9 protein-coding genes are annotated in these 14225 nt (G+C 68.5%); 7 read left to right on the plus strand and 2 right to left on the minus strand.

Features of this window, described 5'->3' with window-relative positions; all coding sequences use genetic code 11:
• The first annotated feature begins 77 nt into the window (after positions 1-77).
• Complete coding sequence (locus ACFVVI_RS04845; RefSeq protein ID WP_301901081.1) at positions 78-383, plus strand: hypothetical protein; 306 nt, start codon at positions 78-80, stop codon at positions 381-383.
• Here the strand turns inward: ACFVVI_RS04845 and ACFVVI_RS04850 are convergent.
• Positions 285-2858 (minus strand): AMP-binding protein, encoded by a 2574-nt coding sequence (locus ACFVVI_RS04850; RefSeq protein WP_387443254.1) that lies wholly within the window; start codon positions 2856-2858, stop codon positions 285-287. The genes ACFVVI_RS04845 and ACFVVI_RS04850 overlap by 99 nt on opposite strands.
• 72 nt (positions 2859-2930) lie before the next feature.
• On the minus strand, positions 2931-3761 hold the full coding sequence (locus tag ACFVVI_RS04855; protein ID WP_235569430.1) for a PAC2 family protein: 831 nt from the start codon (positions 3759-3761) through the stop codon (positions 2931-2933).
• A 192-nt stretch (positions 3762-3953) separates the two neighbouring features.
• Between ACFVVI_RS04855 and metH the strand changes: the two genes are divergently transcribed.
• The 6 genes from metH to ACFVVI_RS04885 all read left to right on the plus strand — a co-directional run bounded on the left by metH (position 3954) and on the right by ACFVVI_RS04885 (position 14194).
• Complete coding sequence (gene metH / locus ACFVVI_RS04860) at positions 3954-7550, plus strand: methionine synthase (protein ID WP_387443257.1); 3597 nt, start codon at positions 3954-3956, stop codon at positions 7548-7550.
• A gap of 231 nt (positions 7551-7781) precedes the next feature.
• The gene (locus tag ACFVVI_RS04865; RefSeq protein WP_387443259.1) at positions 7782-9740 is read left to right on the plus strand and encodes a serine/threonine-protein kinase; all 1959 of its coding nucleotides are present in this window, start codon (positions 7782-7784) and stop codon (positions 9738-9740) included.
• Positions 9741-9820: 80 nt separating this feature from the next.
• Positions 9821-10492, plus strand: a complete 672-nt coding sequence (locus ACFVVI_RS04870) for an HAD family hydrolase (RefSeq protein ID WP_387443260.1) — start codon at positions 9821-9823, stop codon at positions 10490-10492.
• Positions 10493-10672: 180 nt separating this feature from the next.
• Positions 10673-11536 carry an arpA protein gene (locus tag ACFVVI_RS04875; RefSeq protein WP_387443262.1) on the plus strand — a complete coding sequence of 288 codons (864 nt, stop codon included), beginning with the start codon at positions 10673-10675 and terminating at the stop codon, positions 11534-11536.
• A gap of 12 nt (positions 11537-11548) precedes the next feature.
• Positions 11549-12364 carry a class I SAM-dependent methyltransferase gene (locus ACFVVI_RS04880; protein ID WP_378988173.1) on the plus strand — a complete coding sequence of 272 codons (816 nt, stop codon included), beginning with the start codon at positions 11549-11551 and terminating at the stop codon, positions 12362-12364.
• A gap of 9 nt (positions 12365-12373) precedes the next feature.
• The gene (locus ACFVVI_RS04885; protein ID WP_387443264.1) at positions 12374-14194 is read left to right on the plus strand and encodes a choline/carnitine O-acyltransferase; all 1821 of its coding nucleotides are present in this window, start codon (positions 12374-12376) and stop codon (positions 14192-14194) included.
• Positions 14195-14225 lie beyond the last annotated feature (31 nt).

Consider the following 14225-nt stretch of genomic DNA (forward strand, 5'->3'; position numbering starts at 1 on the left):
GTGCCGCGCGACGCGGGGGGATCGGTACACGACAGGTCCGACAACAGAACAGCGATCCCAATCCAACGGAGGTTCGGGTGGAAGCGTTGATCTATGGATACTTGCGGGACGATCTGGCTGATGGTCAGAGCGACCAATTGGAGGATGCGCTACGCAGCCTCGCGCGGACCGCGGGCATGTGTTTCGCCGCGACGTTCCACGAAGCACCCGCGGGTGACGGTGCGGCGTTCGCCGAACTCACCCAGGAATTGAAGCGGGCCGATGCGCACCACGTGGTGGTGCCGTCACTCGATCACCTTACCGGCCAGACGATTCCGCGTGACCTGCTGATCGCGAAGCTGGCGCACGAGGCGGCCGCTCAAGTGCTGACCCTGGAGCGTTAGCCATGGGATCCGATGCCTGCACCGATCCACCATCTCGGTAGCGGCCGCTCCGGCGGCCAGGCAGGCCACCAGTGCGAGCAATCGCTGTTCGCCGAGCGCCGGGTACACCTGCCAGTGCAGCAGGTACGCGAACAGCGAGCTGTCGGCCACCGCCACCGCCACCACGGCGACGACGGCGGGCACGCGCAGCGCGGGCAGCCAGATCAAGATCAGAATGCCCGCCATGACAAGGCGTTCCCGCTCGGTGACGCCGAAATATCCGGGCACACAAGCCAGCAGCACGGCGCTGACGATCAGCCGCTGCCAGACCGCCGTCGCCTTCGCTCCGGCCCAGCCGAGAACGAAGTACCAACAGGCCAGCGGTGACAACGCGATATCGCGTTCGGGATAGAGCCCGAACGAATGCCAGCGCAAGACCAGGGTGAGGCCGAGCAGGCCGAGGGCGAACCAGAACGGCGCCCGCCGCTCCCACCCGTCGATCCGGGGGACCCGGATCAGCAGCGCGCAGGCCACGGTGCAGTACACGAGCACTTCCAGGAACCACAGGTGTCCCGCCGTGTCATTGCGGGGACCGAGGATCTTGTTGAGCAGCAACACATTCTGCCAGCTGTAATAGCCGGGTTGCCAGACCATCGTGATCAGGACCCAGAGCGCGGTCGGCACCGCGATCATCGCCACGGCTCGCCCGGTGAGTCGCAGTCGCCGGGCGGGTGGGGCCGAACTCACCGCGAACCGGGCGAAGTTGTAGCCCGCCACGGCGAGCAGCACGTGCGCGGCGCCCCAGAGTTCGAACAGCTGGATGTGCGAGCCGAGGATCAGCACGATCCCGATCGCGCGCAGAGCCGTCGAGGAGTCGAGCGCCCGGCCGAAGCGGGCGCGGGTACGGGGAGCTCGCCCCAGGTCGGCGATCGAACGCTGTGGCCAGTCGGTGGGCAGGGTACCGAGCACCCGCTCGAGGCGTGCCGCCACGGTGACGTAACTCAGCGAACTGCCACCCAGGTCCGCGAAACTGTGTGCGGGCGAGATCGTCTCGATCGGCAGGCCGAGGGCGTCGGCGTAGATCGCGCCGACATCGTCGCCCGGGCTCGCCGGTGTGGCGGCGAGCGCGCGCATCGCCGGATAGTCGATTTTGCCGGTGGCCAGCCGAGGCAGCTCGTCGACGACGGTCACGCTGATCGCGGTGGCGGGCAGGCCCGACACCTGGGCGATCAGTCGCGCGGCCGCCACCCCGTGCGCTCGGCGCGAGGTCGCCGACGCCGCCGGGCGGGGGAGTATCGCCGCGATCACCCGGCTGCCGTCGTCGGTGCAGGCGGCGACGAAACCGGCTGTGGCCAGCTCCGATTCGACGCGGCCCAGATCGATGCGCAGACCGAACAGCTTGGCGAAGCGGCTGCGCCTGCCGACGACCTGGTACAGCCCGTCGGGCGTGCGCCGGGCCAGATCGCCGGTCCGCAGCGCGTCGACCGTGCGGCCCAGTGCCAGGTCGGCCGAGTGGCGGGCGTAGCCGAGCATCACGTTCGGGCCGTGGTAGACGAGTTCCTCCGCGGCGCCGTCGTCGACCGGTGCCAAGGTGAAATGCCCGCCCGGGACGGGGATCCCGATGCAATCGGGGTGCTCGTCCGCCGATTCCGGTGGGAGATAGGCCATTCGGGCGGTGGCCTCGGTCTGGCCGTACATCACGAAGAACCGCCAGCCCGCGGCCGCGCCGAGCCGCGCGTAGGTCCGGACCCTGGCCGGCTCGAGCCTGCCGCCCGCCTGGGTCACATACCGCAGAGCGGGCAGCGACATCCGGGCGAAGCCGATCCGGTCGAGGAGATCGACGGTGTAGGGCACCGCGGCGAACGAGGTGGCCCGGTGCGCGCGGAACTCGTCCCAGAACTCGGGCTCGAGCACGGAGCGCTCGGTGAGCAACAGGCTCGCGCCGCGCAGCAGATGACTGTGGACCACCGACAGGCCGTAGCAGTAGAACAGCGGCAAGGTGGTCGCCGCGCGGTCGTCCGGGCCGATGCCGAGGTACTCGGCGATGGATTCGGCGTTGGCGCCGAGATTGCGCGCCGACAGCCGCACCAGCTTCGGCGACCCGGTGGACCCGGAGGTGCTGAGCAACAGCGCTAGCTCCGGATGCAGCCGGTGCGCCGACCGCGCGCGGTTCGCGATGACCCGACCGCGGTCGATGATCACATCCGGGTCGTAGGTTGCGGCCAGTTCGCCGGTGAGCTCGCCGGTGAGCAGGACCGCGCACCCCGCGTCGAGTGCGCCGAGGTAGGCGACGAGGGAGTCCAGATCGTTGCCCGCGGTGAGCGCGACGAGTCGGCGGACCGGTCCCAGTTCGGCCGAGAACTCCGCGACGCGGTCGGCGAGCTGGGCGTAGGTCACCGAGGTGATGGTGGCGGCGGACGCGGGCCCCACCGGGTGCAGCACCGCGACGCGGTCGTCGAAACCACGCAGATGGGCGAGGATCGGCAGGGTCGGCACGCGAAAAAGTCTAAGTGTCGTGCCGAGGGCGGCCGGGAGGCGCCTGTGCGGCGAACTCCCGGTGAACGAGAACTAGAGGCCGAAGCTGCCGGGCCCGCGTCTGCGCAGGTACTTCTCGAACTCGGCCGCGATGGCGTCGCCGTCGATCTTGGACATGGTCTCGTTGAGGTCGATCGCCGCGTCGCCGCGCTCCTCGAGCGAGCGCACGTACTCGCTGATCTCCTCGTCGCCGAGGGTCATCTCGTTGACCGCGGCTTCCCACTCCTCGGCCTGTTTCGGCAGCTCACCGAGCGGAACCTCGATATCGAGGACGTCTTCGACCCGGTGCAGCAGCGCGATCGTCGCCTTCGGGTTCGGCGGCTGCGACACATAGTGCGGGACGGCGGCCCAGAACGACACCGCGGGCACCCCGGCCTTCACGCACTGGTCCTGCAGCACGCCGGTGATTCCGGTCGGGCCCTCGTACCGGGTCTGTTCCAGGCTGAATCGCTCGGCGGCCTCGGGGCTGTAGGCCGAGCCGGTCACCGGCACCGGCCGGGTGTGGGGGGTATCGGCCAGCAGCGCGCCGAGGATCACGACCGTCTCCACGCCGAGTTGCTCGATGAACTCGAGCAGGTCGTCGCAGAAACTGCGCCATTTCATGTTCGGTTCGATGCCACGCAGCAACACCACGTCGCGGTCGCTTCCGGGCGGGGAACACACCGACAGCATCGTCGAGGGCCACTGGATCTCCCTGGTCACCCCGTCGACCTGACGGACTGTCGGCCGGTTCACCTGGTAGTCGTAGTAGTCCTCGGAATCGAGTTCGGCCAGGGGCTCGGCATCCCAGATCAACTCCAGATGTTCGATGGCGCCACTGGCGGCATCGCCGGCGTCGTTCCAGCCCTCGAAGGCGGCAACCATGACGGGATTGCGCAACGTCGGCAGTTCCGTCCCGGGGGTCTCACTGGCATCCACCCGGTCAGCCTAGTGTCTTGTGCGAATTGTTTTGCGGTGACCGACGGTGTTGCGTGTTTCCACCGGGAACAGTGGCGCAGGCCACTCGATTCACCCACAGTGGTCTCGTTCGTCGGGGGCGCCCTCTAGTCTTGAATCATGTCTGCGTCCTTGCCCACCGGGTTCGATACCACGCTCCTCGACACGCTGCGGCGGCGTGTCGTCATCGGCGACGGCGCGATGGGCACGATGTTGCAGGCCGCGGATCTGTCGCTCGACGACTTCCGCGGCCTCGAGGGATGCAACGAGATCCTCAACGACACCCGCCCGGATGTGCTCGCCGAGATTCACCGCGCCTACTTCGCGGCGGGCGCGGATGCGGTGGAGACCAACACCTTCGGCTGCAACCTGCCCAACCTCGCCGACTACGACATCTCCGACCGGATCCGCGATCTGTCCGAGCGCGGCACCCGCATCGCCCGCGATGTCGCCGACGAGATGGGTCCGTCCGCCGACGGCACCCCGCGCTATGTCCTCGGCTCGATGGGCCCCGGCACGAAGCTGCCGACCCTGGGCCACGCGCCGTTCGTCTCGCTGCGCGACGCCTACACCGAAGCCGCGCTCGGCATGCTCGACGGCGGTGCCGATGCCATCCTCATCGAGACCTGCCAGGACCTGCTCCAGGTCAAGGCGGCGATCACCGGCAGCCGCCGGGCGATGATCGCGGCGGGCCGCCGGATCCCGATCATCACCCACGTCACCGTGGAGACCACCGGCACCATGCTGGTCGGCAGTGAGATCGGCGCGGCGCTCACCGCGCTGGAACCGCTCGGCATCGACATGATCGGGCTGAACTGCGCGACCGGGCCCGCGGAGATGAGTGAGCACCTGCGGCACCTGTCGCGCCACGCCACCATCCCGGTGTCGGTGATGCCGAACGCCGGTTTGCCGGTGCTCGGTGCCAACGGCGCCGAGTACCCGCTCACCCCCGAAGAGCTCGCTGTCGCGATGAGCGGGTTCGTGTCCGAGTTCGGGCTCTCGCTGGTCGGTGGCTGCTGTGGCACCACCCCGGAGCACATTCGCCAGGTCGCCGAGGCGGTGCGTGAGGTCGAGAAGACGCTGCCCGCGATCGAGGATCGTCGCCACCCCGAGCACGAGCCTGCCGTCTCGAGCATGTACACCGCGGTGCCGTTCGAGCAGGACGCGTCGATCATGATGATCGGCGAGCGCACCAATGCCAACGGCTCCAAGGCTTTCCGTGACGCGATGCTGGCCGCCGACTGGCAGCGGTGCCTCGAGATCGCCAAGGACCAGACCCGCGACGGCGCGCACATGCTCGACCTCTGCGTCGACTACGTGGGCCGCGACGGTGCCGACGACATGAACGAGCTGGCCTCACGGCTGGCCACCGCCTCGACGCTGCCGATCATGCTCGACTCCACCGAGGTGCCGGTCTTGCAGGCGGGTCTGCAGCATCTGGGTGGCCGGTGTGCGGTGAACTCGGTGAACTACGAGGACGGCGCAGGCCCGGATTCGCGGTTCCAGCAGATCATGCGGCTGGTCTCCGAGCACGGTGCCGCCGTCGTCGCGCTGACCATCGACGAAGAGGGTCAGGCTCGCACGGCCGATCACAAGGTCGCGATCGCCGAGCGGCTGATCGACGACATCACCGGCAACTGGGGCCTGGCCGAGTCCGACATCATCATCGACACCCTGACGTTCACCCTGGGCACCGGGCAGGAGGAGTCGCGCAAGGACGGCGAGGAGACGATCAAGGCCATCCGCGAGCTCAAGCGCCGCCGCCCGCAGGTGCAGACCACCCTTGGCCTGTCGAATATCTCCTTCGGTCTGAACCCGGCCGCCCGGCAGGTGCTGAACTCGGTGTTCATGCACGAATGTGTCGAAGCGGGACTGGATTCGGCGATCGTGCACGCGTCGAAGATCCTGCCGATGAGCCGGATCCCCGACGAGCACCAGCAGGTGGCCCTCGATCTGATCTATGACCGCCGCACCGAGGACTACGACCCGCTGCAGAAGCTGATGGCGTTGTTCGAGGGTGTCTCGACGGCCTCGTCGAAGGCCTCGCGCGCCGAGGAAATGGCGCTGCTGCCCTTGTTCGAGCGTCTCGAGCGGCGCATCGTCGACGGTGAACGCAACGGTCTCGGTGACGATCTCGACGAGGCGATGCAGACCGTGCCGCCGCTGCAGATCATCAACGAGACCCTGCTCTCGGGCATGAAGACCGTCGGTGAGCTGTTCGGTTCGGGCCAGATGCAGCTGCCGTTCGTGTTGCAGTCGGCCGAGGTGATGAAAACCGCTGTCGCGCACCTGGAACCGCACATGGAAGCCACCGACGACGCGGGTAAGGGCCGGATCGTGCTGGCCACGGTGAAGGGCGATGTCCACGACATCGGCAAGAACCTGGTCGACATCATCTTGTCCAACAACGGCTACGAGGTGGTGAACCTCGGTATCAAGCAGCCCATCGCCACCATTCTCGACGCCGCGCAGGACAAGAAGGCCGATGTGATCGGCATGTCCGGGCTGCTGGTGAAGTCGACCGTGGTGATGAAGGAGAACCTCGGTGAACTCAACTCCAAGGGTGTCGCCGAACAGTTCCCGGTGCTGCTCGGCGGCGCCGCGCTGACTCGTTCCTACGTGGAGAACGACCTCACCGCGGTCTACGACGGCGACGTGTACTACGCCCGTGACGCCTTCGAGGGCCTGCGGTTGATGGACGAGATCATGACCGTCAAGCGTGGCGGTGGGCTCGACCCGGACAGCCCGGCGGCGATCGCCGCCAAGGACAAGGCCGCCGAGCGCAAGGCGCGTCATGAGCGGTCCAAGCGGATCGCGGCCGAGCGCAAGGCCGCCGAGGTGCCGATCGTGGTGCCCGAACGCTCCGATGTGGCCGCGGATCTGCCCGTGCCGACGCCGCCGTTCTGGGGCACCCGGGTGATCAAGGGTCTGCCGCTGGCGGAGTATTCGGGTCTGCTCGACGAGCGGGCACTGTTCCTCAGCCAGTGGGGTCTGCGCGGTCAGCGGGCCGGGGACGGGCCGACCTATGAGGACCTGGTGGAGACCGAGGGCCGGCCGCGGTTGCGCGCCTGGCTCGACCGGCTCGCCACCGAGGGTGTGCTCCAGCACGCGGCCCTGGTCTACGGGTACTTCCCGGCGGTGTCGGAGGGCGACGAGGTCATCGTGTTGACCGAGCCGAATCCGGATGCGCCGGAACGGTATCGGTTCACCTTCCCGCGTCAGCAGCGCGACAGGTTCCTGTGCATCGCCGACTTCATCCGCTCGCGCGAGCAGGCTCGTGCGACCGGACAGGTCGACGTGTTGCCGTTCCAGCTGGTGACGATGGGTCAGCCGATCGCCGACTTCGCGAACGCGCTGTTCGCCGCCGACAACTACCGCGACTACCTCGAGGTGCACGGCATCGGTGTGCAGCTCACCGAGGCGCTGGCCGAGTACTGGCATCGCCGGGTGCGCGAGGAACTGACCGTCGACGGCAAGTCCGTCGCCGCCGACGATCCCGCCGACATCCAGGACTACTTCAAGCTCGGCTACCGGGGCGCTCGCTACTCCTTCGGCTACGGTGCCTGCCCCGACCTGGAAGATCGTGCCAAACTGGTCGACCTGCTCGACGCAGGCCGGGTCGGGGTGACGCTGTCGGAGGAACTGCAGTTGCACCCCGAACAGTCGACGGACGCGTTCGTGCTGCTGCATCCGGAGGCGAAATACTTCAACGCCTGAGAGACTGCAGGCACAGAGATACACGCGTCGGCAGATCGGACCGGTCCCGCGGACCGGTCCGATTGTCGTTGCGACGCATGTGAGTCTGGTCACGATGCGGCGCTGGGTCCATGGACCGGGCTGTCCCGCAACAGGATCGAAGCAGTTCAGCACGTAGGATTTTCGAAAGTTTCATCCCGCTGTGGCGCGGAGGGCGAGACGACTCAGCGGTAAGCAGGAGGGGCACACGATATGACATCGGATCGGTTGATCGCGGGACGCTATCGACTCACCGACCCGATCGGCACGGGCGCGATGGGGGTCGTGTGGCGCGCCACCGATGTCCGGCTGCGGCGCACTGTCGCGGTGAAGCAAGTGCTGCTCGCACCCGGTCTCACCGGTACGCAAGCACTCGAAGGAAAACTGCGTGCGATGCGGGAGGGCCGGATCGCGGCCCGTCTGCACCATCCCAACGCCATCACCGTCTTCGATGTCGCCGAAGAGGACGGCCAGCCGTGGCTGGTCATGGAATACATGAACGCGCCGAGCCTCGCGGTGAAGCTGGCGGGCGGGGTGACGTTGCCGCCGATCGAGGTGGCGGGGATCGGCGCCCAGGCCGCCGCCGCGCTGTCGGCCGCGCACGACGCCGGGATCATGCACCGTGATGTGAAACCGGCAAACCTGCTCGTCGGCGACGACGGCACGGTCAAACTCACCGACTTCGGCATCTCGCACGCGACCGGCGACGTCACCGTCACCGCCACCGGCTTCCTGGCGGGGACCCCCGCCTATCTGGCGCCCGAGATCGCCCGCGGCGACAATCCGAAACCCGCCGCCGACGTGTTCGCTCTCGGGTCCACGCTGTACGCCGCCTCCGAAGGCGCTCCGCCGTTCGGTGAGGGCGACAACCCGCTGGCTGTGCTGCACGCCGTCGCCCGCGGTGTGGTGCCCGAGCCGAAGAACGCGGGCCCGCTCGCCCCGGTCCTGATGTGGCTGCTGACCGCGTCCGCCGACGACCGGCCGACGATGGCGCAGGCCCGGGTCGCGCTGGAAGACGTTGCGGCGGGCCGTGTTCCGGCACTGCCCGCCTCGGCCACGAAGATTCTGCCGATGAGCGAGGCGGCCACGTCGCTGATTCCGCCGGTCGGCGCGCCCGCGAACGGGGGCGCGACGGCGAAGTCGGGCGCGGCAGCGTTGTTCGGCAGCGGTCTCGCGAAGGCCAAGGCTGCCCGCTCGGCCATCTCGGGCCGAAATTCGACCGGTGTACCGCATGCCTCGGACGTGAGCGGGAGTGCGGCGTCGGGCACGGGCGGCAACGCGGCGAGCCGAGCGGACGGGGCAATCGGCCGAGCGGCGGCAGGCGGGGCCGGGCAGGCAGGCGCGGTGCGGCAGGCGGCGGCAGGCGATCCCGGCCTCGTCCGGCCGCGCGACGCCGCGTCCTCGGCCGCGGACGGTGTCGAACGCGCCGGTGCCCAGGCGCAGCTGCGCGCCGAGGCCGCGGACGGGCCGACGGACGGCTCCGGCCTGCATCCGGCGTTCCCCGTCCCGCCGTCGCGCACCGACCGCGCGAACAACAGCCGCGCCGTGCTGCTGCTGGCCGCGGCCGTCGCCGCCTTCACGGTGATGCTGGTGGTGCTGGTGGTCACCCGTGACCGGGGCGGTGACTCCGATCGGCAGGCGCAGGTCCCGGCATCGCCGGTCACCGTCACGACCGTGGTCGACGGCAAGGTGAGCACGGTCGTCATCGTGCCCGAGCAGGAAACGATCACTGTGTCTGCCCCGCCCGAAGCCCTGCCGAGCGGTGCGACGAGCGCCGGTGCGACCCCGACGAGCACATCCGCCAAGCCGACCCCCACCACCGCGAAACCGACCAGCACGACCATCACCACCACGCCGTTCGGTCCGCCCACCCCGGACCGGATCAACCAGTTCATCGCCGGGTACTACGGCATGCTGCCCGGCAATATCGGCGGGGCGTGGGCGCAGCTCGCTCCCGGCTACCAGGCGCAGACCGGTGGGTTCGGGCAGTACTCGTCGTTCTGGTCGTCGGTGCGGTCGGTGACTGTCGGCTCGATCACCCCCAGCGGGCCGAACCGCGCGGTCGTCACGCTCACCTATCAGCTCGCCAATGGCACCGTGACCTCGGAGAACCGGTGGATCCAGGTCTCCGGCGACGCGGGCAACCTGCAGATCGCCGGATCGGGCGTCTGAGGCGGACCCGTTACCCTGAACGGGGTCCGGCGAGCGCCGGGCACTTCGGCGATGTGTGACGAGAACGAGGCGAGTAACAGGTGAGCGCGCGACCGGCCGCGGTGCTGTGGGACATGGACGGCACGCTGCTCGATTCGGAGAAGCTGTGGGACATCGCGGTTCGTGAACTGGCCCGCGAACACGGTCGCGAGCTGACCGACGAGGTCCGCCACGCCCTGATCGGCGCCTCCGGCCCCAACGCGCTGCGCATGCTCTTCGACGGTATCGGCCTCGACCCTTCGCCGCAGACGATCGTCGAGGCGGGGGAGTTCCTGGAGCGCCGGGTCACCGAGCTGATGCTCGGCCCGATCCCGTGGCGTCCCGGCGCCAAAGACGCGCTGGCGATGGTGCGCGAGGCGGGCATGAAGTCCGCGCTGGTGACCAACACCAAGCGCTCGCTCACCGAATACGGCCTCGATACCCTCGGCCGCGACTTCTTCGACACCTCCGTCTGCGGTGACGAGGTGGCGCACGGCAAGCCCGATCCGGCCATCTACCGCCGCGCCGCGGAACTGCTCGGGGTCGACCCGGGTGATTGTGTCGCGATCGAGGACTCGCCGACCGGTTCGCTCGCGGCACAGGGCGCGGGCTGCGGTCTGCTGGTGATTCCGTGCGAGATCGCGGTTCCCGAGGCGCCGGGGCGGGTATTCCGGGAGTCGCTGATCGGTTTGTCGGTCGACGATCTGCGAGTCGCGCTCGACGCACGCGTGTGAATCTTTCGACAGCGGCGCGTGATAGGGCGTAATAGCCTACCGTGATAGTACCGAAACCCAGGTTGAATCTACGAAAACTGTTGCCGCACAGTTGATTTCGCCCGATTGTGATCTTCCCGGGATATGCCCGATTTGTCGAAACCACGGGCGCTCGCCCGAATATTCCCGCAAACTGGGTACATGACGGGCACGCGGGGGCTTGACGAAATCGTCGACATCGCACGGTATCCACTCACCGATCTCGGTGGTTCGGGCAGGCAGGCGGCTATCGACGCCGCCCGCGCCGAGCTGGCCGAGGACGGTTGTACGGTGCTGCGCGAGTTCATCCGCCCGCAGCTGCTCGACACACTGCGCGCCGAGGGGGAGGCGATCGCACCGCACGCCCACTACAAGGTGGAGCGGGTCAACGCCTACAACATTCCCCTCGACGCCGACCTGCCCGCCGGCCATCCGGCGCGGATCGTGCTCGACCGCGGAAACGCGTTCGTGGCCCGCGACCGGATCCCCGCCGAGGCGCTGATCCAGCGCCTCTACACCGACCCGGTGTTCCAGCGCTTCGTCGCCGATTGTTTCGAACTCGAGGATCTGCACGAATTCGCCGACCCACTGGCAGGTTTGTGCCTGAACGTGGTCGAGCCGGGGATGTCGCATCCGTGGCATTTCGACACCAACGAATTCACCGTCAGCATGCTCACACGCAAGCCCGACGCCGGCGGCGTGTTCGAGTACTGCCCCAACATCCGCGACCCGCACGCCGAGCATCTCGACGACGTGCGCGCCGTGCTCACCGGTGACGGCACCCGGTTCATTCGCGCGCTGGAACTGCGCCCCGGCGATCTGCAGCTGTTCAAGGGCCGCTTCTCCCTGCACCGCGTCACCGAGGTGGCCGGTGCGAGCCAACGACATTCGGCGATTTTCGCCTACACGGACCGTCCAGGGGTGATCGGCACGGTCGAACGCACCAGGCAGTTGTTCGGCCGTGTCCTGCCCGACCACGTGGCCGCCGCGGCCGACGCCGTCCGAGGTGACCGACTGCTCGACTGAGAGGAACCGCCCATGTCCGTTCCGTTGCACACCACCGGTAAAGCATCCTTCGACGACATCTACGAAAGTCCGGATCCGCGTGCGTACTTCGCGCGGATGAACGAGCTGGACTACCGGATCCCGGAACTGGCGAAGCCGCACTTCGCCGAGCAGTTGCGCCAGCTGCGGGCCGCTCGGCCGGGCCGGATCCCGACGGTGCTCGACCTCGGGTGCTCCTACGGGGTGAACGCGGCACTGCTGCGCACCGGCACCACCGTCGACGAATTGGCCGGGCACTACCGCGATCACGTCGACACCGACAAGATCGGGTTGATCGCCGCCGACCGGGAGCGGTTGCGCGGCGACCTGATGCCCGACGTACGCTTCATCGGGATGGACGCCGCACGCCCGGCGCTGACCTACGCCCACGCCGCCGGACTCCTGCACGACTACGTGCACGCCGACCTCGAGGCCACCGAGCCCACCGAGGCGCAGCGCCGTGTGCTCGCCTCCGCCGATCTGGTGATCTCCACCGGATGCGTCGGCTACATCACCGAGAAAACCCTGTCCAGGGTCGCCCAAGCAGATCCGCGCAAGCGACCGTGGATGGCGCATTTCGTGTTGCGGATGTTCGATTTCGGTCCCATCGCCGAGGAGTTGGCCGCGCTCGGCTATCGCAGCGAGCAACGTCCCGGTATGTTCCAGCAGCGGAGGTTCGCCTCGTCGCAGGAACGTGAACAAGTGCTGGATGCGTTGGCGGCCAAGGGAATCGACACCACCGACCACGAAGCCGAAGGCTGGCTCTACGCCAACCTGTTCCTGTCCCGCCCGCATCCCATCGAGACCTGAGGACTTGGATTGAACCAACCCACGTTCGCCGCCGAAGACACGCTGCCCCGGGTACCGCTGCCGAGTCTGGACGACAGTTGCGCGCGGTTCCTGCAGTGGTGTCAGCCCCTGCTCGGCGCCGAAGATTACGCCACCACCGAGGGCGCGGTAGCCGAGCTGCTGCGCCCCGGTGGGGCGGGGCGCGCGCTGCACGCCGCCCTGGCCGACTACGACGCCACCCCCGGCGTCGGCAGCTGGCTCGACGAATTCTGGCCGTCCCGGTATCTGGGCCGCCGCGACCGGATCGCGATCAACGCCAACTTCGTGTTCCTGTTCCGCGACGACACCCCCCTGGCGGCGTCGACCCTCGCCGGGCAGACCGAGCGGGCAGCCGCCATCATCGGGGCGGCCGTCGATTACAAGCTGGCACTGGACGCGGAGAAGATCGCGCCGGTGACCCAGCGTGGGCAGGCACTGTCGATGTGGCAGAACAAGTACCTGTTCTCCGAGACCCGGATTCCCGGCGAGATCCAGGACAGCGTCCGCAAGCCCTACAGCCCGGAATGGCCCGGCCCCTCGGATGCCCGGCACATCGCGGTCTTCTACCGCGGCAACATCTTCCGGATGGATGTCATCGGACCCGACGGCGCGCCGTACGCGTTCGACGACGTGGTCGACGGGCTGCGCGCGGTGATCAAGGGCGGTACCAAGCCCGCCGCGACCGACACCTCGGTCGGCCATCTCACCACGAAAGCCCGTGCGGCATGGGCGCGCAGCCGGGAAGTGCTGCGCACCGAGCCCGCCAATGTCGAGGCCTTCGACGCGGTGGAGACGGCGCTGTTCTCGGTGTGCCTGGAAGACTTCGCCCCGCGCGACGAACTGCACGCTTGCGATCAGCTGCTCCACGGCGACAGCGGCAATCGCTACTTCGACAAGTCGGTGACGTTCATCGTCTTCGCCGACGGTCAGTCCGGCATCAACATCGAGCACTGCGGACTCGACGGCACCACCGTGCTGTCGTTCGTCGACGCGCTGCTCGAGCGGACCGCCCAGGACCACGCGGCGACCAGCGGCGCGCAATCGCAGGGGCTGCCCTCGGTGGAGCCGATCGAGTTCGTGCTCGACTCCGCCGCCCGCGCCGACATCGCCGCGGCGGGCGCCGACTTCGCCCGCTTCGCCGCCGACACGGCCACCTCGCTGGTGTCGTTCGACGACTTCGGCACCGGCGAGGCCAAGAAGCTGGGCATCTCACCCGATGCCTTCGCTCAGCTCAGCTACCAGCTCGCCCACCGGCGCAGCAAGGGGCTCACCGGCGCCACCTACGAATCCATCGCCACCCGGCAGTTCCGCAACGGCCGCACCGAGGCCATGCGCGTTGTGACCCCGGAGATGGTGTCGTTCGTCGACGCGATGGTGTCCGACGAGGCCGACCCCGCGACCAAGCTGGCCGCGGCGCGCACCGCCGCGTCCGCCCACGTCGCGCGGGCCAAGGAATGCCAAGCCGGGCAGGCACCCGAGCAGCACCTGTGGGAACTGGAGTGGATCCAGCGCCGCCGCGGCGAACAGCTCGGCGTCGCCGAGGAGCGGATCGCGCTGTTCGACAGCCCCGGCTGGACGATCATGCGCGACGACTACCTCTCGACCAGCTCGGCCCCGTCGAAGTACATCCGCTACTTCGGCTTCGGCTCGACCAGCCCGCGCTGCATCGGCATCGCCTACGTGCTGCTGCCGGATCGGTGGAACATCTACCTGGCCACCCCCAAATCGGTGTCCGACCAGATGTACGCCTTCGCCGATCACCTGCGCACCGCCGTAGCCGACCTGCGCGAACTGCTCGCTCAACCGGCATGATCGTTTCCCGGCGTGCCGCACCGCGCGGTGC

The sequence above is a fragment of the Nocardia sp. NPDC058114 genome, from assembly GCF_042884695.1.
Taxonomy (GTDB): domain Bacteria; phylum Actinomycetota; class Actinomycetes; order Mycobacteriales; family Mycobacteriaceae; genus Nocardia.